The organism is Thermococcus coalescens, assembly GCF_055392585.1.
Genome location: NZ_AP043764.1, coordinates 731857 through 751512, shown reverse-complemented (window position 1 = coordinate 751512; position 19656 = coordinate 731857). Strand labels below are relative to the sequence as shown.

24 protein-coding genes and 1 rRNA gene are annotated in these 19656 nt (G+C 55.9%); 15 read left to right on the top strand and 10 right to left on the bottom strand.

From position 1 onward, the window contains the following. Positions 1-5: 5 nt before the first annotated feature. Entirely contained in the window at positions 6-1019 is a 1014-nt protein-coding gene (locus ACZ5M3_RS04320) for a TrmB family transcriptional regulator (RefSeq protein WP_464840431.1), read from the top strand. A 22-nt stretch (positions 1020-1041) separates the two neighbouring features. After that, positions 1042-2385, top strand: coding sequence for a glycerate kinase type-2 family protein (locus ACZ5M3_RS04315; protein ID WP_464840430.1), 1344 nt, complete (start codon positions 1042-1044; stop codon positions 2383-2385). Here the strand turns inward: ACZ5M3_RS04315 and ACZ5M3_RS04310 are convergent. Beyond that, positions 2342-3049: a hypothetical protein gene (locus ACZ5M3_RS04310; RefSeq protein ID WP_464840429.1), complete on the bottom strand. Its 708-nt coding sequence runs from the start codon at positions 3047-3049 to the stop codon at positions 2342-2344. The genes ACZ5M3_RS04315 and ACZ5M3_RS04310 overlap by 44 nt on opposite strands. 87 nt (positions 3050-3136) lie before the next feature. Between ACZ5M3_RS04310 and ACZ5M3_RS04305 the strand changes: the two genes are divergently transcribed. Further along, entirely contained in the window at positions 3137-3769 is a 633-nt protein-coding gene (locus ACZ5M3_RS04305) for a diacylglycerol/polyprenol kinase family protein (protein WP_464840428.1), read from the top strand. A 179-nt stretch (positions 3770-3948) separates the two neighbouring features. Here the strand turns inward: ACZ5M3_RS04305 and ACZ5M3_RS04300 are convergent, their stop codons facing one another. Both ACZ5M3_RS04300 and ACZ5M3_RS04295 read right to left on the bottom strand, forming a co-directional pair. Beyond that, positions 3949-5178: a glycosyltransferase family 87 protein gene (locus tag ACZ5M3_RS04300; RefSeq protein WP_464840427.1), complete on the bottom strand. Its 1230-nt coding sequence runs from the start codon at positions 5176-5178 to the stop codon at positions 3949-3951. A gap of 99 nt (positions 5179-5277) precedes the next feature. After that, positions 5278-6078 (bottom strand): SPL family radical SAM protein, encoded by an 801-nt coding sequence (locus ACZ5M3_RS04295; RefSeq protein ID WP_464840426.1) that lies wholly within the window; start codon positions 6076-6078, stop codon positions 5278-5280. 38 nt (positions 6079-6116) lie between these two features. Between ACZ5M3_RS04295 and ACZ5M3_RS04290 the strand changes: the two genes are divergently transcribed. Together ACZ5M3_RS04290 and ACZ5M3_RS04285 are read left to right on the top strand one after the other, a co-directional pair. Next, positions 6117-6764, top strand: a complete 648-nt coding sequence (locus tag ACZ5M3_RS04290) for a M48 family metallopeptidase (RefSeq protein WP_464840425.1) — start codon at positions 6117-6119, stop codon at positions 6762-6764. Between the two features lie 2 nt (positions 6765-6766). Next, the gene (locus tag ACZ5M3_RS04285; RefSeq protein WP_464840424.1) at positions 6767-7162 is read left to right on the top strand and encodes an NfeD family protein; all 396 of its coding nucleotides are present in this window, start codon (positions 6767-6769) and stop codon (positions 7160-7162) included. On the opposite strand, the gene ACZ5M3_RS04280 is transcribed toward ACZ5M3_RS04285, so the two are convergent. Further along, positions 7134-7571: a hypothetical protein gene (locus ACZ5M3_RS04280; RefSeq protein ID WP_464840423.1), complete on the bottom strand. Its 438-nt coding sequence runs from the start codon at positions 7569-7571 to the stop codon at positions 7134-7136. The two genes, ACZ5M3_RS04285 and ACZ5M3_RS04280, sit on opposite strands and share 29 nt — an antisense overlap. Before the next feature lie 68 nt (positions 7572-7639). Here ACZ5M3_RS04280 and ACZ5M3_RS04275 point away from each other — a divergent pair, with 68 nt between their 5' ends. Then, a complete protein-coding gene (locus ACZ5M3_RS04275; RefSeq protein ID WP_464840422.1) occupies positions 7640-8068 on the top strand; it encodes a CoA-binding protein in 429 nt (142 codons plus the stop codon). Here the strand turns inward: ACZ5M3_RS04275 and ACZ5M3_RS04270 are convergent. Further along, the gene (locus tag ACZ5M3_RS04270) at positions 8065-9165 is read right to left on the bottom strand and encodes a TRM11 family SAM-dependent methyltransferase (protein ID WP_464840421.1); all 1101 of its coding nucleotides are present in this window, start codon (positions 9163-9165) and stop codon (positions 8065-8067) included. The genes ACZ5M3_RS04275 and ACZ5M3_RS04270 overlap by 4 nt on opposite strands. A gap of 120 nt (positions 9166-9285) precedes the next feature. Between ACZ5M3_RS04270 and ACZ5M3_RS04265 the strand changes: the two genes are divergently transcribed. The 3 genes from ACZ5M3_RS04265 to ACZ5M3_RS04255 are packed head-to-tail and all read left to right on the top strand — an operon-like array spanning position 9286 to position 11245. Continuing rightward, entirely contained in the window at positions 9286-10569 is a 1284-nt protein-coding gene (locus ACZ5M3_RS04265) for a prenyltransferase (RefSeq protein WP_464840420.1), read from the top strand. Beyond that, positions 10548-10841 (top strand): hypothetical protein, encoded by a 294-nt coding sequence (locus ACZ5M3_RS04260; RefSeq protein WP_464840419.1) that lies wholly within the window; start codon positions 10548-10550, stop codon positions 10839-10841. The genes ACZ5M3_RS04265 and ACZ5M3_RS04260 overlap by 22 nt, the downstream gene beginning before the upstream one ends. Next, positions 10841-11245, top strand: coding sequence for a secondary thiamine-phosphate synthase enzyme YjbQ (locus ACZ5M3_RS04255; protein WP_464840418.1), 405 nt, complete (start codon positions 10841-10843; stop codon positions 11243-11245). The genes ACZ5M3_RS04260 and ACZ5M3_RS04255 overlap by 1 nt, the downstream gene beginning before the upstream one ends. Here ACZ5M3_RS04255 and ACZ5M3_RS04250 read toward each other — a convergent pair. Beyond that, complete coding sequence (locus ACZ5M3_RS04250) at positions 11242-11799, bottom strand: Era-like GTP-binding protein (RefSeq protein WP_464840417.1); 558 nt, start codon at positions 11797-11799, stop codon at positions 11242-11244. The genes ACZ5M3_RS04255 and ACZ5M3_RS04250 overlap by 4 nt on opposite strands. 49 nt (positions 11800-11848) lie before the next feature. On the opposite strand from ACZ5M3_RS04250, the gene ACZ5M3_RS04245 reads away from it, so the two are divergent. Both ACZ5M3_RS04245 and ACZ5M3_RS04240 read left to right on the top strand, forming a co-directional pair. Continuing rightward, positions 11849-12163: a GTP-binding protein gene (locus ACZ5M3_RS04245; RefSeq protein WP_464840722.1), complete on the top strand. Its 315-nt coding sequence runs from the start codon at positions 11849-11851 to the stop codon at positions 12161-12163. Between the two features lie 2 nt (positions 12164-12165). Then, entirely contained in the window at positions 12166-12735 is a 570-nt protein-coding gene (locus ACZ5M3_RS04240) for an HD domain-containing protein (RefSeq protein WP_464840416.1), read from the top strand. On the opposite strand, the gene tsaA is transcribed toward ACZ5M3_RS04240, so the two are convergent. Together tsaA and ACZ5M3_RS04230 are read right to left on the bottom strand one after the other, a co-directional pair. After that, the gene (tsaA, locus tag ACZ5M3_RS04235; protein ID WP_464840415.1) at positions 12727-13380 is read right to left on the bottom strand and encodes a tRNA (N6-threonylcarbamoyladenosine(37)-N6)-methyltransferase TrmO; all 654 of its coding nucleotides are present in this window, start codon (positions 13378-13380) and stop codon (positions 12727-12729) included. The genes ACZ5M3_RS04240 and tsaA overlap by 9 nt on opposite strands. A gap of 38 nt (positions 13381-13418) precedes the next feature. Next, on the bottom strand, positions 13419-14684 hold the full coding sequence (locus ACZ5M3_RS04230) for an adenosylhomocysteinase (protein WP_464840721.1): 1266 nt from the start codon (positions 14682-14684) through the stop codon (positions 13419-13421). Between the two features lie 143 nt (positions 14685-14827). Here ACZ5M3_RS04230 and ACZ5M3_RS04225 point away from each other — a divergent pair, with 143 nt between their 5' ends. Further along, entirely contained in the window at positions 14828-15397 is a 570-nt protein-coding gene (locus ACZ5M3_RS04225; RefSeq protein WP_464840720.1) for a cyclase family protein, read from the top strand. Positions 15398-15626: 229 nt separating this feature from the next. After that, positions 15627-16784, top strand: a complete 1158-nt coding sequence (locus tag ACZ5M3_RS04220; protein WP_464840414.1) for a cell wall-binding repeat-containing protein — start codon at positions 15627-15629, stop codon at positions 16782-16784. 50 nt (positions 16785-16834) lie between these two features. Here the strand turns inward: ACZ5M3_RS04220 and ACZ5M3_RS04215 are convergent, their stop codons facing one another. Further along, positions 16835-17215 (bottom strand): ribonuclease P protein component 4, encoded by a 381-nt coding sequence (locus tag ACZ5M3_RS04215; protein WP_464840413.1) that lies wholly within the window; start codon positions 17213-17215, stop codon positions 16835-16837. A 4-nt stretch (positions 17216-17219) separates the two neighbouring features. After that, positions 17220-18731 carry a hypothetical protein gene (locus ACZ5M3_RS04210; protein WP_464840412.1) on the bottom strand — a complete coding sequence of 504 codons (1512 nt, stop codon included), beginning with the start codon at positions 18729-18731 and terminating at the stop codon, positions 17220-17222. A gap of 53 nt (positions 18732-18784) precedes the next feature. On the opposite strand from ACZ5M3_RS04210, the gene rrf reads away from it, so the two are divergent. Together rrf and ACZ5M3_RS04200 are read left to right on the top strand one after the other, a co-directional pair. Next, positions 18785-18906: ribosomal RNA gene (gene rrf / locus ACZ5M3_RS04205) — 5S ribosomal RNA — on the top strand. Positions 18907-18972: 66 nt separating this feature from the next. Then, the gene (locus ACZ5M3_RS04200; RefSeq protein WP_464840718.1) at positions 18973-19635 is read left to right on the top strand and encodes a protein-L-isoaspartate(D-aspartate) O-methyltransferase; all 663 of its coding nucleotides are present in this window, start codon (positions 18973-18975) and stop codon (positions 19633-19635) included. Positions 19636-19656 lie beyond the last annotated feature (21 nt).

Here is a 19656-nt window from a genome sequence, read left to right as displayed (position 1 = left end):
TGCCTATGGAGGAGAAAGAGATAAAGTCCCTGCTCAAGGAGCTCGGCCTGAACGAGTACGAGGTTAGGGCGTACCTTACCCTCATCAGGAACGGCCCCCTCACGGCGGGGGAACTCGCGACGCTCTCAAAGGTTCCTCAGCCCAGAATATACGACGTGATAAGAACGCTCATGGCCAAGGGTTTCGTGACGACGAGTCAGGGGCGGCCGAAGCAGGTCATTCCCCTCAGCCCCGACAGCGTCATGGATGCCATAAAGAGGCGCTACGATGAAAAGATAGAGACCCTCAAGGCCGCCCTGGAGAAGCTCTACACCCCCCGGGGAGAAATCGGAAGCGTCACGGTAGTCAAGAGCAGGATAACCCTGGAGGAGTACATCAGGCGGGCGATAAAGAACAGCAGGTTCCATCTCAGCATCGCAGTGCCTATGGAGCTCCTCGATAGACTTGAGGGTGACCTCGGCGTGAAGAGGGACTCCGTGAGGATAAACCTCTTCGTTTACGGCGAGGGTGAGGTGCCCCCCATCGCGACAGAAATCCGCATGCGTGAAGTCCCTGACCCCATAATCATAATTCAGGACAGGGACATGGGCATATATCTCCCCTACGAGGCGTTAACTGCCGGCAGTTCCCTCCACGGCTACGGGCTGGTCATACACGACAACAACCTCCTCTTCATGCTCGACCGCTACTTCTACCATGCCCTCTGGCCAACGGGTAGGGTCGTTTACAGGGAGGAGCGGGCACTCAGGCTCCCGAGGGAGTACATCCACATAAGGGAGCTTGTTTCAGACCTGCGGCGGTTCAGCATTCAGAACGCCAAGGTGGAGGTTTTCGGCCGCTTCGTTCGTTCGGGAGAACCGGTTCATCTCGTGGGGAGGATCGTTGAGTTCTACGAGGACAAAGGTAAAGTCATCTCGAACATAACGGTGGAGACTGAAGATGGTGAGAGGCACGTGGTGGGCGGCTGGAACGCTTCCCTGGAGGACATAGAGGCCGAGCGCATTATCCTCTTTGAGTGAATTCTTTTGCAGGGGGAGGGAGATGGACGCTAGAACGGCCGCACTGGACATTATGAGGGCAGCCATTGAAAGCGCCGACCCCTACCGGGCGGTGAGGAGGAGCATTAACGTCGATGGGAACCGCCTGACCGTTTCTGGGGAGGAGTTTACCCTGTCCGGGAAGGTCTACCTCCTCGCCTTCGGTAAGGCCGCGTGCTCCATGGCAAGGGCCGTCGCCGACCTCCTCGGGGGGCGCATCGAGGAGGGCGTAATAATCACCAAGTACGGCTACGCTGAGAACTGTCCCAAAATGGAGAGGCTGAAGATCATCGAGGCCGGCCATCCCGTTCCGGATGAGAACTCCCTTTTGGGTGGAAAGCTCGGCCTCGAACTGGCCGGGAAGGTTGGAGAGGATGACGTTCTCCTTGTCCTCATCTCAGGTGGCGGTTCTGCGCTCTTCCTTCTTCCCGAGAGAGGGATAACCCTGGAGGACAAGATCAGGACGAACGAGCTTTTACTCAAAAGCGGGGCAAAGATATATGAAATAAACACCGTGAGAAAGCACATTTCAGCCGTTAAGGGCGGCAAGCTGGCGAAGCGCGTTAGGGGGACTGTGATAAGCCTCATCCTTTCGGACGTCGTGGGCGACCCGCTTGAGGCCATCGCCTCTGGCCCAACAGTGAAAGACCCCACCACCTTTCGTGACGCCTACAGGATTTTGAGGCTCTACGGCGTCTGGGAGAACCTTCCGGAGAGCGTGAAAAACCATATAGAGCGCGGTTTGAGGGGAGAGGTCGAGGAGACGCTCAAGGAAGGCCTCCCAAACGTCCACAACTTCATAGTCGGAAGCGGCAGGACGGCGTGTGAGGCCGCGCTGGCGAAGGCGAGGGAGCTCGGCTACAACGCCCTGCTGCTGACCACGACCCTTGAAGGCGAGGCCAGGGAGGTGGCACTCGCTGTGGGCTCGATAGTCCAGGAGGTGGCCAGATATGACCGTCCGGTTCCAAAGCCGGCCGTTCTTATAGCGGGTGGCGAGTGGACGGTGACGATTGAAGGAGAAACCGGCCTCGGCGGGCCGAACCAGGAGTTCGCCCTGAGCGTTGCCAGGAAGATAGACGGGCTGAACGCGGTGGTTTTGGCCGTGGACACCGACGGAACGGACGGGCCGACCGATGCCGCCGGTGGAATCGTGGACGGAGGGACTCTTGAGATTCTTCGGGGAGCAGGAGTGGACGTCGAGGAGGCTCTGAAAGGGCACGACACCTATCACGCCCTCGAAAAGGCCGGCGCGCTCCTCAAGACCGGGCCGACAGGGACCAACGTGAACTCGCTGGTGGTTGCCGTCATACGAGATCCCGCCACTCCCTCCGGAAATACAGAATCATGAGGGCGAGGATTATCACCGGAGTGCTCACCAAAAGGAGCGCCGCGAAAACCCGAATGTCCTTGGCGTCTCTGAATATTTCCTGGAAGGTTTTTACGACGGGCACGAGATAAAGCATTCCAGCGAGCAGAGAGGCCGTTCTGTATGCCCTTTTATTTTTCTTGAAAATCATAATCCTATCCCCGCGTCGGATGGAGACTTTGGAGTTTCCGGGAAGTGATCCGAGGATCAATATCAGAAGAGTTAGTGCAAAGATGTATATGTTTAACCACAGGAGAACTCCCCCGAGGAGAACCAGAACCAGGAGTGATGTGATGTTCAGGCCGATGGTTCTCTGGAGTTTGACCTTCCTGTTCAGTGGATCCATGAGATGTAGCCTTAGCCTTCTGGCGACGGATTTTCTGCTTCCCTCCACCGATAGAACTCCTCTGCCTGTGATTGGGATATTCAGGGGAACCGTTGAAGCGATTAGAAAGCTCTTCTCTGAAAAGTCTATCAGATAAAAGTGGGTTTCATAGCGTTCTTTGATATATCTCGGCACGTAGTCCCAGATTTCCCCATTCGCGCCTTGAATGTAGTGTACAAATCTCAGCCCGAGTACGGTTCCCTCCACTTTCCCGGCGTCGTCATCATCGAGGGAAACGATCCTCTCAAACCTTACTTGCATGGATGTCCTTATAATTATGCCCTTTTATAGTTATCGCTAGAAAAAGCGATAAATACGGGCGTGTGGAATCAGTGATGGGGTGAAATCATGAACCGTATTCCACGGAGGGAGCTAGTGAGAAAGGGCTGGCACGTCCTCCCGGGAATTCTTGGTGCCCCAATAATAGTGTTCGCCCCGAAGTGGGTTACGCTCGCCGTTGTCTGGTTTTTTGCCTCTCTCTACACGCTCCAGCACCTCAAGCTCCTCCGCGGCTGGAAGCTTACCGTTCCCATAGCCGACCTTAGTTACAGAACGATGGCGAGGGAGGACGAGGCGGACAACTACCTCGGCAGCTTCCTCTTTTGGGTCACCGCGGGAATAATCTGCACGGTTTTTCCGAAAATAGCGGCTCTCTCGGCGCTGTGGGTTTCGACCTTTGGCGACTGCTGCAACGCCATAGCCGGCCAGCTCCTCGGCGGGCCCAGAATCCCGTGGAACCGGAGAAAAACCCTCATCGGGAGCGCCGTAATGCTTGCGGTCTCCCTGATTGCGCTCCGGGCAAGCCACTGGGTTCTCAATCTCGACGCCCCTCCAGCCCTCCTTGTGGGAATCGGGCTGGTCGCTGCCCTCCTAGAAAGCCTCCCCCTGTCCTCGGCCTACGATGAGTTCACCGTCCCCTTCTCAACGGCGCTCCTGCTCTGGCTGGCCTACGGGGGTGCCCTGCTGTCTCCGACATGGTGAATCAGGGCTCCACGAACTCCCAGCCCTCCTGGTGGGTCTCTATTCCCTCCGCCCTTACTCCCACGACATTACGTCCTTCTTCAGTCCCACGGGCAGATGGATCCTCATAAGATTCCAGAGAACTAGGTGGGGGAGCATCATTGAGCCAGCCTACTGGAGATGATGAAGGAAGGACACGTTCATCGCTTGCTCCACAGGCGCCCGAACTGCTCCGTGATAATTCTCAAGACGGGCAGGTAGAGGGCAAAACCAATCAGCTTGGACAGCCCATCGACCCACGTCCCGTCTAATCTGTGGGCTGGGGGGATCCAGAGGGTGGAAGGAGCTACGTGAAGCGGAATCAGGGACTTGATCAGATCCATATGAACCACCGCGCCGGAGAGTGCCAGGAGGATCCACTCCATGAAGCTCAGATTCAATGATACAAGAAGCGCAAAGTACTGAATGTTCACGACTTTACTGAAACCGAGGAAGAGGGCCGTCGTTAGTTTAAGCGTTTCTCCACTTCCTCTCCTACCTAAAACGGCGTCTGCCATGACCTTGAGCATCCCAATGACGAGCGGAAGGGTTAAAATGGCCCCTATTAGAGCCAGGGTACCTGGGGGTACTGGTTGAGAGGCCAGGTCTATGCGGTGACCGGTTAGATCGTTCCAGATGTTGTATATTGCACCTCCGAGCATCTTGAGGCCCAGAAAGCCGTAGTTTGAAGGAGCTCTACCAAGGTGGAACATCAGAGTTGAATTCATAAAGCCTTCAGGGCTTTTAAGGAAGAAGGGTCCGGCTACGAGAAACGCAACAGCAGACGCTGAAAGGGCGTATTCGGCGAATTTTCTTCGGGATTTCGTTGGAAGGAGCAGGGGGAGCAAGATTACGGCAGTGTACTGCTTCGTCAGCACTGAAAGGGCCCCGAGAATCCCCGCTAAAAGGGTTCTTCCCTCTCTCAGGTAAAGATAGGACTCCAGCATCAGGGATATGCACAGAGCATCAAAGTTGCCCCTCAGCGTGGCGGTGTAGAGAAAGTAGGGGTTAAGCCATACAAAGATTAAGACCTTTCTTCTGTCCCATCCAAGCTTTGTTAGGGCATGAGTTAGAATAACCATCCCGAGGAGGGCTGGTATCTTCACAAACAACCTTTCGGCCAGCGGGCCGGGGTTGAGGGTGTAAAAAGGAGCCACGATTAGGAAGGGTAGCGGTGGATATGCGTACCACCGGTAGTCGGGATTGCACAACTCTTCCTTGCACCATTCGTAAGGGGTTATCCCGCTTTCCGCGAACTTTTTCGCTGAGATGGCGAGAACGTGGGTGTCAAGATAGTAATAGCCAACAAACACCAGTGACAGGTTAACTACCACCGCTACCAGAACGAGCCACCGTAGATCGTGAATTTTAAAGAAGATGGGGCCCTCCATAGTTTCGGGAGGATTCTCCAAGTTTTTAAACCTTCTGAAGCGCATCCCATTAGGCCTCCCTATCTAGCTAAAGTGGATAAGACTCGACTCCGAAGGCATTTAAAGCTCCACGAACTCCCAGCCCCTCCGGTGGGTTTCTATCCCCTCGGCTTTCACGCTGAGGCTTTTAATCTCCTTCTTCAGCCCCCACAGGAACTCTCCAAACCTCTCATCATCCGTCAGAACTGCGTAGCTCTCCGGGTACTCCTCACGGAGGAGCCTCTGGAACTCCCTGCCTGCCGCGCGGAGATTGAGAACCTCGAAGAAGTAGTAGTCGGTGAAGTCCCGGGTGTCCTTCACCACGGCAGAAACGTCAGTTAGTTCTGGGATTATAGGGCTCACGAAGACGTAGGTCTTGAGGCCGGCTTCCTTCAGCTCCTTCAGTGCGCTCACCCTCGCCCCGTGGAGAGGTGTAAGGGGCTCGAAGAGCGCCTTCTCCTTTCCCCTGAAGCCGTTTATCGTGAGGCCAACCTCTATGCGGTCGAAGAGCTTGAAGAGGTCAATGTCCCTCGTAACGAGCGGCGACTTCGTCAGAATGGACAGCTCGTTCCTCTTGTCCATGTACCGGAGAACCCGCCTCGTCAGCTTCAGCTCGCCCTCTATCGGCTGGTAGGGGTCGCTCACTGTCGACATGACGACGCTCCCAGAAACATGCCTCCTCGCCAGGTCGGGCGCGTTGGTCTTCACCTCGACCCAGCTCCCCCATTTCCCGTAGTCCCTCCACCTGGTCAGGAACCCGGCGTAGCAGTACTCGCATGCGAAGGCACAGCCGACGTACTGGTTGAGCGCCCACTCAACGCCCGGGATCTTCGATTTGGTGTAGATGCTCCTGGCGCGCCTCTTTATAACCCGAACCTTCATAAGGGCTTTTTATCCATTCTCCTTAAAAGGTGAGCGGCATGAGGTTGAGGGTTCGCCGTCGGCCGGTCAAGTATGCAAGGCTTGAGGTGAGGCCGGACGGAACGGTCCTGGTCACCGCCCCGGACGGGTTCGACGTCGATAGCCTGATTGAGAGGCACAGGGGCTGGCTCGAGGGAAAGCTGGCCGAGATAGAGGGCCTGAAAGAGGTCGCTGAGGAGGGTTTTCCCATCAACGGCGAGTTCTACCAGGTTATTCAGGGCAGGAGGGCCAAGGTGCACACGAGGTTCAAGACGGTCTTCCTTTCACCCAGCAGGGAGGAGGTTCTCTCGTGCCTCAAGAAGCTCCTCAGGAAGGAGCTACTCCCCCTCGTGGATGAGTACTCCGAAAAGATGGGCATCCAGCCGGGAAAGATCTACATCCGCCACCAGAAGAGCCGCTGGGGGAGCTGTTCTCCCAGGGGAAACCTGAACTTCAACGTCCGTCTCGTCTCGGTTCCACCCGAGCTTAGGGAGTACGTGGTAATCCACGAGCTGGCGCATCTGAAGTACATGAACCACTCCAGGGCTTTCTGGGAGCTTGTGGGCAAGTTCTACCCCGGCTACAAAACCGCAAGAAAGGAGCTTAAGAGGTGGTGGACGATAACCGAGCTGAACCCCCACTGGAAGTGGTTGGCTGGTGGGATCTAGGGATGTGGCGTATAAGGGCCGGCAACATCCTCAAGCTCCTCGCACTGATGGCCGATGAGATCATCGTTGGTGTTTTCATTTTTCTGATACTCCCTGAAATAGGCGTTGAAGTACCCCTCTGGGCGGGCTTGCTTGTGATGTCCCTTCTTCTGGCCAAAGACTTTCTGATAGCGCCCTTCGTTCTCGGCGGTGGGGCGGACAAGAGGCCGGAGGCCGGCCCTGAGAGGCTGGTGGGGAGAACGGCTCTGGTTGTGGAAGACCTCTCCCCCGAGGGGGTCGTTAAACTCGATGGTGAGCTCTGGAAGGCGGAATGCTTAAACGGAACCGCCAAAAGGGGAGAGGAAGTCAGGATAATCTCAGTTCGGGGCACTAAGGTTCTCGTGGAACGCCGAGGGTAGCCAGAACCCTCGCGACTTCCTCCGGGTTATTCGTAGTGAACGAAACCGTCCATCCCTTTTTCTGTCTCAGCATTATACAGCCCTTGGCTGGAAGGTTGAAGTGGACCGTTCCGGAACAGCCCATCCAGCCCTCGGCAACCGAGAAGCTGGCGATGTTCTCTATTTTGACGGTCTTCCTGATCAGTATCCCCAGAAGCCCCCTTATCCTGACTTCCCGCTCGTCTATCTCAATCCTCATCTCCATCCCGTCAGCAAGCGTCGCCAGGACGAGAACTGTTACGAGGAGCATGAACTCAAACCCTTCACCTGCCCTGTACGTGGCGTAGAGGCTGAATAGCATTGGCAGTATCAGCAGGAACAGAAAAACCCTGAATCCCCTGCTTGAAATCCTCTCCTCATAGAGGGCCATGGCATCACCGTTCCCTCTTGAAGGGATATTCATTTAAGCTTTGAGGTGGAACACGGACTGGTGGTACGATGGTAAGGACGATGCCGGTTGACAGGCTTAGTGATGACGACATAAGAGAAATCCTTACGAAGTACAGGAAGATAGCCCTCGTTGGGGCCTCTCCAAAGCCGGAGCGCGCCTCCAACGACGTCATGCGCTACCTCCTCGAACACGGCTACGAGGTCTATCCTGTAAACCCGCGCTACGGTGAAGTCCTTGGAAGGAAGTGCTATCCGAGCGTTCTCGATGTCCCCGATGACGTCGAGATAGTCGACCTCTTTGTAAGGCCGGAGTTCACGATGGACTACGTCGAGCAGGCGATAGAGAATGGTGCGAAGGTCGTCTGGTTCCAGTTCAACACCTACAGCAGGGATGCGTTCAAAAAGGCCAAGGAAGCGGGCTTAATCGCGGTTGCCCACCGCTGCATAAAGCAGGAGCACGAGAGGCTTATCGGCTAACCCCGATACCTCAGCACGTGGATGTCCCTGACGAGTTTGTGCCTCTCCTCGTAGTCCGTGTATCTCCCCAGAACCTCAAAGCCGAGCTTCCCGAGCCACTTCCTTTCTTTTCTGTATATTCCTCCTCCGCTCAGCCTGTAGGCCGGGAAGACGAAGACCACTTTTCCGTTCCTCTTCAGGACGTCGGCGAAGCTCTCGAAGACCGAATAATAAAAGCGGTCCAGCTCGTTGGCGAGCTTTATCGCCTCCCCCCTGCTCGGGTTCCTCTTGAGGGGCTTTCCGAGGTACGGCTCCGTAACTACAGCGTCGAACCTCTGGCGGAAGCACCTCTTGAGCTTCCTCGCGTCACAGACCTCAAGGTGGGCCGAGTTCTTGAGCCGGAACTCCTTCCTCAGCCAGGCGAGGTTCTTTTTGGCGTCCCGTATCCTCTCGGGATCGCGGTCGCTTCCGTAGGCGTTCAGCCCCTGCAGGACGAACTCCTGGACTATCGTCCCTATGCCGCAGAAGGGGTCCAGGAACGAACCTTTTCTCACCTCCGTCAGGTTCACCATTATCCTCGCGAGCCTGGGCGGGATAGAAAGGATGGGCCTCTGAACCGGCCTCTCGACATCGAGCTTCTTCAGCTCGAAGGGGTCGGCAGCCTTAACAGTCTCACCGACCCAGAAGCTTCCATCCTCGCGGAAAAGAAATACAAAGTCCCTGGTTTCTGGGAAGCCTTTGAGGATGAGTTCCGCCGGCATCGCGTAGGTCTTTGCCGGCTTGAAGAACTTTGAAGGGCCTTCCGCCTTGAACTCTCTCTTTATTGCGCTCCCCAGCTTCCGCCAGAACCTCCAGTCGCCCTCACCGTAGAGGCTGACCGTGAAGAGCCTCGCGTATTCGAGGTCGCCTATCGCATCCTCCCCTTCGCCAACAATCCTCACGAGCTTCAGAGAACCGCCGAGCCAGTGGAAGTATCTCTCGACCTTCGGGCTTGAGTCAAATACCATCCAGTCACGGTCTGTCCCGATAATATTCACTTTCAGGTTAAATCTTTTCGCGAACGCGTGAAACTCTGCCTCACTCAGACGGGGATTTTTTCCGAATATCACAGCGTACATAGTCGTTCACTCCACACCGGTTCTTAAAAACGTTCCGAGGGTTAGGTTAATAAGAAGAAGCGCGTAATATGTTAAGCGGGAGTTTAGGTAAAATCTACAATCCTGCGGGGGATATGTCGTATGATTGCCAAAGAGGTGCTGGCATCCGTTGAGGTAATCCCAGACCCATATATAAAATCTGCAACATATGCTAAAATTGGTGAGAGATTAGCCAAGGCCAGGAACAACCTGTACAGAACCGCATTTCTTCGTGCCGTTGAGACTGCCAAGGAGATAGATGATCCCGTGACGATGTTTCGCGCCCTGCTGTCCGTCGGTTACTCCATGGGGAAAGCGGGGCTTAAGTCGGCGAAAAGGATATACCTGGGGGTTCTGGAGGACTCCAAAGTACTTCCAGCGCCCCAGCGGGACATGCTCATGCAGAGCGCCGCGGCGTACATGCTGGCCCTCGGGGATGTAAACGAAGCCATAACCTATGCCCTGGAGATAGAGAACCGCAGGGCCAGGAACGAGATGCTTCTCCAAATCCTCCGCACGAACACGCGCATGATCGGAAAGGAGCGCCTGAAGGTGGCCTACAGACTCAGGAAGAGCAAGCTCATTGTGGACTACATCGATTCCGAGCCCCACCGCTCCAAGGCAATGCTGGAGCTTATAAAGGCCTACCTCTTCCTGGAGAGCTACGAGAACGCCATATCCCTCCTCAGAGAAATAGGCATCAGGGACTGGGCCAGACAGGCCTTTAAGGAAGTTGCCTTCTACCTGAAGGAAAAGGAGGTTCTCGGCCACTACATAGACACGCTTGAGGCCGTGGCCAACGACCTCATTGAGAAGTTTGGAAATGACTTCACGGTGGAGCTTGCCTTCGTCTTTGCCCTCAGCGGTGAAGGCACGCCCGCCCTCGACCTTATCAGGCGTCTCGACAACAGGGAGACAATACTGGTGGAGATAGCCCTGGAGCTCCTTGAGAGGGATCATGACGTTCTCCCGAACTTCATCTCGGCCATGAATGAGGAGGAGGTGGCCCTTGCCGGAAAGGCCGTGATGAACAAAATCCTTGAGAAGCCCGAAAAAGGCAGCTGGGCAATTGTACGGGCCTTAGGGAACGGCACAACCAGTGAGGAAGTTTGGGCTAAAATCGCCCGCTACTACGTTATCAGGGGCGAGCTGGAGGGGGCAATGAAGATAGGGAACCTGATTCGGAATGAGCGGTTGCGTTCGATAATAATGGCCGATATCGCCCACCACCTCGTTAAGAGGGGGGAGGTCGAGAAGGCTATAGACGCTGCGCTTGAAGTCAGAAACCCGAGGTTCTCCTCGATTCTCGTCTCGGAGATACTCATTAAGGCCCTGGAACAGGAGCTTCCGGGGAGGGTCAGGTCATGGAACGGCTCAAGGCACTGATAGGCAGAAAAGAGGACAGGGTCGATTTCGTCAGTTACCTCATCACTATCCTTCTGACGAACAGGGAACTGTACTCCGACGAGGTGCTCTTCAGAGACGCGGTTGAAGAGATATACAGAACCCTCCGCACGGAGGTCGTGGAGAAGGGCAGGAAAGACCTCATAGATGCGTATGAAACGGCCGTTCTCCTCAGAGCGACTGTTTCCGGTTCCCTGGACTCCCCGGACAAACTTCTGCTGGAAATCAAGAAAAACCTCACCCGGTGGGGCTGATGCTGTTTGAGGTTAAGGTTCCCACGGAGGAGAAGTTTCAGATCGTTGACATAACCGACGAGATCCAGCACCTGGTGTGGAAGAGCGACGTTACCAGCGGCATCGCGGTCGTTTTTACCCCCCACACCACGACGGGACTGGTGATAAACGAGAACGAGGGCGGATTGCTGGAGGACATCAGGGCAAAGATGAAAGAGCTTGTTCCCAGAGGGGCGGGCTATGCCCACGACCGCATAGACAGCAACGCCCACTCGCACCTCAGGGCGGCCCTCTTTCTGAACCCTGAGGTCGTCGTCCCGATAGAGAACGGCGAGCTGCTCCTCGGAACCTGGCAGAGGATCCTCTTCATCGAGCTGGACGGGCCGAGGCACAGAAAGGTCCTGGTGAAGATCTGCAGGTGCTAGACGTACTGGGCGTAGTACGCCAGCCTCCTGATCAGCTCGTTGAACCCCTCGTACGTGACCAGGGAGAGGGGTATCGCGTCCTGCTCAAGGCGCTTCTTTATTGTCCGCCTTATCTCTTCCACCCTCTCCGGAGGGACGAGGTCTATCTTATTGATCACAACGATTATCGGCTTCTCGTAGCGGAACTTAAGCATGTGGTGGAGCTTTTCCATGCCCCTGTGCAGGCCGACGGTGGCGTCGACCATATGGATGACTATGTCTGAGGAGACTATCTCGTCGATTATCTCCCGGAACTTCTCCTCGCTCAGAACCTTGCCCCTCAGCTCCCTCAGGGGGTCAAAGAGACCGGCGGTGTCTATGAGCACGAACTCATCGGCTCCCCCGAGGGGGTTCTTCATGCTCTTCGGTATCTTGAGCTTTCCGAAGCGCCGTCTTATCGTCCCCTTGGTCGTTCCGGGGAGGTTCTCCACCTCCGATATTTTACCCCCTATGAGGGCGTTCATGAGCGTTGACTTGCCGACGTTCTCGGCACCTATAATCGCAACCTTTATCATACCCTCACCCCACAGATATTTACAAGGCTGGCCTATAAAGGTGATGAGCATGCCCAAGCGGGTCAAACTCGGTCATCATTATTATTACATCGTTACGGTTGATGAGCTGAATTCCGGCAGTTTTCGCGGTAAGAACGTCGTCATCGAGGGCACCATAGAGGACAAACCCCTGGTGGAGTTCCTCCCCATGGAGTTACCTGGTTACAGGACGACCTTTAAAGTTTCCGGCCTCAGGGTGGAGTTCTCGGGAAGTCCCTGCCTGGGGAAGGGCGAGTGGGTGAAAGTCTATGGCAGATTCCTCGGTGACTGCATAATGGCCAGCGCCATCGAAACGGAAAGGGCCGTTTTCACGACGGAGGAGTGAAGATGTCCATTCTCGACCTTTTTATCGAAGCCGGAAACCTGAAAAAACTTCCAAGAACCGGCTGGCTCCTCCGGGGCGTTTCAAGCCCGGAGAGTATAGCGGACCACAGCTACCGCGTCGCCCTCATCACGCTCTTCCTGGCCGACGAGCTGAGGGCGAAGGGTATTGAGATAGACGCTGAACGGGCGCTCAGGATAGCGGTTCTCCACGACCTCGCCGAGGCGAGGGTCACCGATATTCCTCTCACCGCACAGTACTACCTTGACAAGGGCAGGGCCGAGAAGAAGGCCGCGATGGAGCTTTTCATCAAGACATCGAATCCAAGGGAGTACTTCCGGCTCTGGCGCGAGTACGAGGAGGGATTGAGCCCCGAGGGCAGGCTCGTAAAGTTCGCCGACAAGCTGGAGATGCTGATTCAGGCACTCGAGTACGAAATGGCCGGCTTCAATGACCTCGACGAGTTCTGGAGCGCCCTTGATTCCCTCAGGGAAAGCGAGTTCTACGGACACTTCCGGGAGCTCGTTGAAGAGCTGGCTGAAATGAGAAAGGAACTGCCGCGGGCCTCACGTTGAGCCGTGATGCGGCCTCAGCTTATCCTTTATTTCCACCGGCAGGTTCTCGTACACTTCCATCAGGGCTTCGAGGAGCTCCACCAGATCTTTTGCTGTCAGTGTCGTCGTCTTCGGCCCCAGCTCAAGAACCAGCGCCTCGTACTCCCCCGGAGGGACTTCCTCCAGCTCGTCGAGGTGCTCGCTTTTCCGGGGTATCAGGTTGACCTCCCCGACCTGCCTCGATGAGGGGATATCGAGTTCCTCCTCCGGAATCTGGGTTTCCTCCGGGCAGTCGAGTCTCTCCACAAGTATCTTGATGTCAACAACCGGCGTTCCGTCCATCGCGTCTATCCAGTCTATGTAGAGCCTGTTCCACTCTATGCGGTTTATCCTCACCGCGTATATGGCCAGGGGGTTGGGCCTGACCGGCGAGCGCGTGGCGAAAACTCCCCTGAGCGGATTCTCTGGGTTGTTGTAGGGATGAACCTTCAGGATGCTCCTCCTCTCCGGCCTGTCGCTGGCGTGAAACCAGAGGATCAGCTTTATCCAGTCGCCCTCGGCGAGGCCGTCAAGGGCTTCTCCGAACTCGGGGAGGATTTCAATTAGAGTCTCCCCATCCTTCCTCACGTAGCCGACGGGAACGAGTTTGAAGGGTTCGAAGTCCATTGTCGGTTCCTCCAGAGTGAAAAGAAAAATATTGGGACTCAGGTCCCGTGCTCCCAGCTCTCCATGTATTTCCTCTGCTCCTCTGTCAGCTCCTCGATCTTTATCCCCATCGAGGCGAGCTTTATGCGGGCGACCATCTCGTCTATCTCCCTCGGGAGCACGTAGACCTTCGGTTCAAGCTTCTCGTGGTTGTTCCGTATGTATTCGGCCGCCTTTGCCTGCAGGGCGAAGCTCATGTCCATTATCTCGGCCGGGTGGCCGTCGGCCGCCGCGAGGTTCACGAGCCTGCCCTCCGCGAGCAGGTAGAGCCTCCTTCCATCCGCCATCTTGTACTCGGTTATGTTCGGCCTGGGCTCGCTTATCTCAACCGCGAGCTCCTTGAGGTCCGGCTTGCTTATCTCGACGTCGAAGTGGCCGGCGTTGGCGAGGATCACCCCGTCCTTCATGACCTCAAAGTGCTCTTTGCGTATGCAGTTGATGTCCCCCGTGGAGGTAACGAAGATGTCGCCTACCTTCGCCGCCTCCTTCATATCCATGACGAGGAAGCCGTCCATCCTCGCTTCCAGAGCCCTTATCGGGTCGACCTCGACGACTATGACGGTAGCGCCGAGGCCCCTCGCACGCATCGCTATGCCCCTTCCGCACCAGCCGTAGCCAACAACGACGACGTTCTTCCCGGCTATGAGGAGGTTCGTTGTCCTAAGGATTCCGTCCCACGTCGACTGGCCGGTTCCGTAGCGGTTGTCGAACAGGTATTTGGTGTAGCTGTCGTTCACCGCTATTATCGGGAACTTCAGAACGCCGTCCTTCTCCATGGCGCGGAGCCTTATCACGCCGGTCGTGGTTTCTTCGCTCGCGCCCCAGACCCCATCGACAAGCTCCTGCCTCTCCCGCATTAGGGTACTTATCATGTCGGCACCGTCGTCTATGATGATGTTCGGTTCTATATCGAGCGCCCTGTGCATGAACTCGTAGTACTGCTCCCTGTCCTCCCCCCTTATTGCGTAGACCTTGACCCCCGCCTTTGCCAGTGCCGCCACCACATCGTCCTGTGTCGAGAGGGGGTTGCTCGCCGCCGCCGAGACCTCCGCACCGGCGGCTTTGAGCGTAAGGAGCAGGAAGGCCGTCTTCATTTCAAGGTGGAGCGTTGTGGCTATCCTGACGCCCTTGAAGGGCTTCTTTCTCTCGAAGTCGGCCCTTATGTGCTGGAGAACCGGCATAAAGCGGGATACCCAGTCTATCTTTTTCTCCCCACTTGGGGCGAGCGATATATCCTTAACACAGTAATCCTTCGTGCAGTCCATACTCATCACCGGTGAAGCATTGGGGCTGCCCCTTAAAACCCTTGGGTTACCAATTTTGTGTCTTTGGAACTGATAGGCCCACAAAACTCAGCATACTCAGAAAAGGTTTTTAGGTGGAAGTTGCTAGAAAGGTTGGTGTTCCCATGATAGTCGACCTTTCGATGCCCCTCTCGGATGATACCCCAGTCTACCCGGATGATCCGCCTGTGAGCGTTAGGCTCTGGGCGGTTATCGAGAGGGACGGCTACTACATGAACGTTCTGAAGATGGGTGAGCACTCGGGGACACACGTTGATGCCCCGGCGCACTTCATCCCCGGGGGAAAGACCATTGACGAAATGCCCCTGGACAGGTTTGTGGGAAAGGGCATGGTGGTGGACGTCAGGAACGGAAACGGCACGGTGCGCTTGGACGAGATTCCGGATGAAGGCTACTTTGACAGGGTGGTGCTGTTCCTAACCGGGGGAAGGGAGCTCTCGCCGGAGGTTGCGCTGTTTCTTGTTGCCGAGGGAGTTAAAGCCGTGGGCACTGATTCCATGAGCATAGGGGACGATGCCGTTCACAGAATATTCCTCAGTGAGGAGGTGCCCGTGTTCGAGAACCTGGTCAACCTGGAACTTCTCACGGGCAGGGAGTTTACGTTCATGGCATTCCCCCTTAAGATAGAGGGCGGTTCGGGGAGTCCGGTGAGGGCTGTGGCATTTATGGAGTGAGATTCACGTTTGTTTTCTAATCCAGCTGACGTTGACCCTTTGTGTGGCTGTTCCTCCCTATCTGTCCGGGATTAAACGCAGTTAAACGTTGTGAAACCTTCGTTAACGGTTAAAGAAGAAAAACCCTCTCTCAGAGCTTTTTTCTGAACAATCGACAATATAAATAGACGATTTCGTGAAAAAAGCTTAAATATTGCTTTTTTCATAGAAAAACACTGGGTGGAGTGCCATGATGTGGAAAAAAGTGATGGCAATCCTCTTTGGGTTGCTGATTATAGGAATGCCCCTGACATCCAAGGGCGTCAGCGCCGCCACCAGCGTCACGGTGATTCTGGTGAGTGACAACGAGGCTGATGGCGCCATTGCTGAGTATTTGGCTAATGTGACGGGTGCGGTTGTTGTCACGACGACTTGGGGTGCTTATGACCCGAACGTGACGGCGGAGATCATGAGTTATGCTCCGGATGAGGTGATAATAATCGGCGGGCCTGATGCGGTCGTTGAACAGTACGTTTCAGACCTTCAGGAGCTTGGAATCACCGTCGAACGCTGGGGCGGCCAGAACAGATACCAAACCAACCTCATAACAATGGAAAGGGCGAGGGTGGAGTTCCAGCTACAGTTCAACGGGAGTGTCATAGCTGCTGGAAACGACAGCCTGGCCATAAAGAACGCCCTTCAGCTCGCGGTTCAGAATGGAGCAGTGATAATCTACGTCAACAAGAGCACCAACGTCACTGGAGTCATGGAGAAGCTCCGGGTGAAAACGGCCACCATGGTCAAAACGCAGGCATCTGAGAGGGTCATGGAGCGCGTTAAGGAGCAGCTCCGCGAGTGCAACTGCACCGCTGAGGAGGTTCAGGTCAGCGTCACCAGGGAGACGGTTCTTCAGCTGATGGTTCAGGTCAGGGAGAGGGTCAGGACGATAGAGGAAATAGCCAACGAAACCAACTCCACCCAGCTCATGCAGCAGGTCAGGGTCATGGAAATGACAATGGAGAAGGCCAACCAGGCCGTACAGGCCGGCAACTACACCTACGCCTACCAGCTGATACTCGAACTTCAGGTCCAGACGGAGTTCGGCCTCAAGATGGCGAACGGTGAAATGAAGGCGATGATGGAGATTAACAAAAAAGTTGCCCTTGAGCGTGAGATGGCCAAGCTGGAGGCCCAGATAAGTGTCATGGAGAGGGCAGGAATAGACGTCAGCTCAATCACCGCCCTGATGGAGGAGCTCAAGGTCGCGGTTCAGAACGGCCAGTACGATGAGGCCAAGGAACTCATGAACCGGATAAAGGCCATGATACGGGACGCCTACCAGAACGGAAGGCAGGCCATCAGAGACAGCGCCCAGAAGACCCACGGAATGCGCCCATCACGGCCGTGAATAGGCCAATACACGTTGGGCACCACCAACCCCCGGTATGGGAGCTAAAATCAGGGGCTTGAATCAGCTCCTTTCTGCCTCTCCCTTCTCCTCTTCTTCTGCTCCCTGATGTATGGGTACCTCATGATGTGGCCGCAGTTGAGGCACTTGATTACGACGTGGGGATATGGTCTGCTCCTTAACCTCACACGGGCGTTTTTGCCCGGGACGAGGAAGGAGTGGCACTTTTTGCAGTACCTCCTTTTCCACTTCCTCGGCATCCTTATTCTGGCCTTCTGCTGGACCGCGAGGGCTATCTCAACATAGCGGTTGGCCAGCTCTGGCTCGTGGGGAAAAACCCGCTCTGCGAGGGTAAAGAGGACGTTTACCCTCTCACGGGCGATTCTGCGCTTTTCCCTCTGCTCCCTCTGGCGGATGAACTTCTTTGACATGCCATCACCCTATCAGCCTGAGTTTTCCCGGGAACGGTTCATATACGTATCCCGCCGCTATAAACCTTTCAAGGAGCTCTGAGGCCTCTCCTTCTGAGAAGCCGTCCCTGACCAGTTCACGAACGAAGTCTTCCCTCGTCACCTCGTTCGAAGGGCTCACCGAGGCCAGGTCGTGGAGTATCTCCAGCGCCCTCTGGGCTTTGAGGGTTCCCGGGACGTACATGCGGTATTCTCTAAGGAGCTTTATCATCTCCGAGGGGTGATCCCTGAGAACGACCATCCAGTCGTTTACGATGGCCTCGTTTATCAGCTTGACGTCTCTGGCGGCCCTTTTGGTGGCCCTGCCGTTGAACCTGACTATTGATCCAAAGAGCCTCTTGCCAAGCTCCACCCTGAGCCTGATGTTCATCGGGCCGCTGGGGGCAGTTAAAGCCCTGAAGGGGTCTCCATAGTCGTCCCGCGATTCCCTGAGCCACTTCAGGAATTCCTCCTCAACGACACGGCTCTTTTTTCGGTCAAGCGATCCCAGCTTTTCCCTCTGGGTGAAGACGGTGACGAGAAGGTTCGGTATGAGCTGAAGGAACTCCCTGTTTCCCTCGAAGTAAGGCTTTTCCTCGGAGGGCAGGAGAACAAAGGGTGTCTCCGAGATCCTCGCCATCCTGTCGAGGGGATTGGCGTCGACGTTTTTGGGGAGCAGGCCGATAGCCCGCTTGTTCAGTATTCTTTCGGCGACCCACTTGGGCAGGCTGACGGTGCCCCTCTTCGTTGACGGCGTGTAGTACACCATGTCGCTTCCATTGGGGTTTCCGAGCCTGAAATCTATGCCGAAGGAGGGGTCGTCTATTTCAAGAACCCTTTTTCTGGTGAGGCGGACCTCCCAGGGAAGGCTTGAGTAGAAGTACTTCAGGGCCTTCCAGAGGGCCAGAAGTCCGGAATTCTCCCTGTATTTGAACACCGTGAACTCGAACCCCTCGCCCCACTCCTCCCCCGGTATGTACGGGACGCCGTATATCGAGTAGATGAGGGCTTTTCGCATATCATCTCGCAGATAAACCGTTCTTTCAAACAGATCCAGGACTTCTTGCCTGCTGAGCGCAAACTCGCGATAGTCCTTCCAGTACTCCGAGTAGTCCCGCCCCTCGATGCTGGACGCGTGAACCATCCTTAGGCTTCCCCAGTGGTAGGCATCGATAACACCCCTCACGAGAACGTAGCTCCCGGGTTTTGCCCTCCCGGATATTGCCGTCTTTTCCGTTGCCCTGATAACCAGGTACGTGCGGAAGGTCTCACGGCCCAGGGAAGCCAGTTCGGATGGTGACAGGGGAGAGAGCATATAGTAGAGAGCATCCGCCGGCGCGTGGGGCGGCCTTCTGCCCAGCAGGAAACCGGCTATCTCAATTTCATCCCCGTTTTTGAGCCGCTGGATTCTCATCTGGAACTCCCTGAGCCGCTTCCCTGGACTGAGCGGTTCTCTCGTCCTCTCAAGCCTCAGCAGTTCAATCAGCTCCTCCATCATCAACACCCATCGACCGCAAGATTTATAAATGCACCGCGGGAGCTATAGAACGGTACGGCGGTCATAGCGGCGGGGTCACACCCGGTCTCGTTTCGACCCCGGAAGTTAAGCCCGCCAGCGATCCCGGTTGTACTGCCCTCCGGGAGGGGGCGGGAAGCCGGGGACGCCGCCGGCCACTATCCCCAAACCCTTCTCGCAAGTCTTAAATCGTTTGGGTGCGTACTTCTTTTTGATGAGTCATATGGTCTCTGAGAATGAACTCCAGAGGAGATGGAGGCGAACCGTTGAGAGGCTTTTCAGGGAGCGGATTATTCGGAGTGAGGCCGTTAGGGAGGCTTTTCTTAAGTATCCGCGCTATCTCTTCGTCCAGAAGCGCTACTGGGACTACGCCCACGTTGATGAGCCCCTTCCGATTCCGGCCGGACAGACGATAAGTGCGCCCCACATGGTTGCGATAATGCTTGAGCTGGCGGAGCTTAAACCGGGGATGAACGTCCTTGAGGTGGGAACCGGTAGCGGATGGAACGCGGCCCTGATGGCGGAACTCGTCAAGGGGGACGTCTACACTATCGAACGGATCCCCGAACTGGTCGAATTCGCCAGGAGGAACCTTGAGCGGGCTGGGGTGAGACACGTCCACGTGATCCCCGGAGACGGAACGAAGGGCTTCCCGCCAAAGGCACCCTACGACAGGATAATCGTCACCGCCGGGGCGCCAAAGGTTCCCGAGCCCCTCGTGGAACAGCTGAAGCCGGGAGGGAAGCTCTTAATCCCTGTGGGCGGCTACCATCTGTGGCAGGACCTCCTGGAGGTCGTCAAGCTCCCCGATGGTTCGATTGAAACTAAGAACCACGGGGGCGTTGCCTTCGTGCCCCTCATAGGGGAGCACGGCTGGGGGGAATAGGCTTTTAAGACCAAAGCCGGC

Excerpts from the sequence above, each read along its gene's own strand:
- ACZ5M3_RS04320 (WP_464840431.1), top strand. The coding sequence starts at position 6 with ATGGAGGAGAAAGAGATAAAGTCCCTGCTCAAGGAGCTCGGCCTGAAC.
- ACZ5M3_RS04315 (WP_464840430.1), top strand. The coding sequence starts at position 1,042 with ATGGACGCTAGAACGGCCGCACTGGACATTATGAGGGCAGCCATTGAA.
- ACZ5M3_RS04310 (WP_464840429.1), bottom strand. The coding sequence starts at position 3,049 with ATGCAAGTAAGGTTTGAGAGGATCGTTTCCCTCGATGATGACGACGCC.
- ACZ5M3_RS04305 (WP_464840428.1), top strand. The coding sequence starts at position 3,137 with ATGAACCGTATTCCACGGAGGGAGCTAGTGAGAAAGGGCTGGCACGTC.
- ACZ5M3_RS04300 (WP_464840427.1), bottom strand. The coding sequence starts at position 5,178 with ATGGAGGGCCCCATCTTCTTTAAAATTCACGATCTACGGTGGCTCGTT.
- ACZ5M3_RS04295 (WP_464840426.1), bottom strand. The coding sequence starts at position 6,078 with ATGAAGGTTCGGGTTATAAAGAGGCGCGCCAGGAGCATCTACACCAAA.
- ACZ5M3_RS04290 (WP_464840425.1), top strand. The coding sequence starts at position 6,117 with ATGAGGTTGAGGGTTCGCCGTCGGCCGGTCAAGTATGCAAGGCTTGAG.
- ACZ5M3_RS04285 (WP_464840424.1), top strand. The coding sequence starts at position 6,767 with ATGTGGCGTATAAGGGCCGGCAACATCCTCAAGCTCCTCGCACTGATG.
- ACZ5M3_RS04280 (WP_464840423.1), bottom strand. The coding sequence starts at position 7,571 with ATGGCCCTCTATGAGGAGAGGATTTCAAGCAGGGGATTCAGGGTTTTT.
- ACZ5M3_RS04275 (WP_464840422.1), top strand. The coding sequence starts at position 7,640 with ATGGTAAGGACGATGCCGGTTGACAGGCTTAGTGATGACGACATAAGA.
- ACZ5M3_RS04270 (WP_464840421.1), bottom strand. The coding sequence starts at position 9,165 with ATGTACGCTGTGATATTCGGAAAAAATCCCCGTCTGAGTGAGGCAGAG.
- ACZ5M3_RS04265 (WP_464840420.1), top strand. The coding sequence starts at position 9,286 with ATGATTGCCAAAGAGGTGCTGGCATCCGTTGAGGTAATCCCAGACCCA.
- ACZ5M3_RS04260 (WP_464840419.1), top strand. The coding sequence starts at position 10,548 with ATGGAACGGCTCAAGGCACTGATAGGCAGAAAAGAGGACAGGGTCGAT.
- ACZ5M3_RS04255 (WP_464840418.1), top strand. The coding sequence starts at position 10,841 with ATGCTGTTTGAGGTTAAGGTTCCCACGGAGGAGAAGTTTCAGATCGTT.
- ACZ5M3_RS04250 (WP_464840417.1), bottom strand. The coding sequence starts at position 11,799 with ATGATAAAGGTTGCGATTATAGGTGCCGAGAACGTCGGCAAGTCAACG.
- ACZ5M3_RS04245 (WP_464840722.1), top strand. The coding sequence starts at position 11,849 with ATGCCCAAGCGGGTCAAACTCGGTCATCATTATTATTACATCGTTACG.
- ACZ5M3_RS04240 (WP_464840416.1), top strand. The coding sequence starts at position 12,166 with ATGTCCATTCTCGACCTTTTTATCGAAGCCGGAAACCTGAAAAAACTT.
- tsaA (WP_464840415.1), bottom strand. The coding sequence starts at position 13,380 with ATGGACTTCGAACCCTTCAAACTCGTTCCCGTCGGCTACGTGAGGAAG.
- ACZ5M3_RS04230 (WP_464840721.1), bottom strand. The coding sequence starts at position 14,684 with ATGGACTGCACGAAGGATTACTGTGTTAAGGATATATCGCTCGCCCCA.
- ACZ5M3_RS04225 (WP_464840720.1), top strand. The coding sequence starts at position 14,828 with ATGATAGTCGACCTTTCGATGCCCCTCTCGGATGATACCCCAGTCTAC.
- ACZ5M3_RS04220 (WP_464840414.1), top strand. The coding sequence starts at position 15,627 with ATGATGTGGAAAAAAGTGATGGCAATCCTCTTTGGGTTGCTGATTATA.
- ACZ5M3_RS04215 (WP_464840413.1), bottom strand. The coding sequence starts at position 17,215 with ATGTCAAAGAAGTTCATCCGCCAGAGGGAGCAGAGGGAAAAGCGCAGA.
- ACZ5M3_RS04210 (WP_464840412.1), bottom strand. The coding sequence starts at position 18,731 with ATGATGGAGGAGCTGATTGAACTGCTGAGGCTTGAGAGGACGAGAGAA.
- ACZ5M3_RS04200 (WP_464840718.1), top strand. The coding sequence starts at position 18,973 with ATGGTCTCTGAGAATGAACTCCAGAGGAGATGGAGGCGAACCGTTGAG.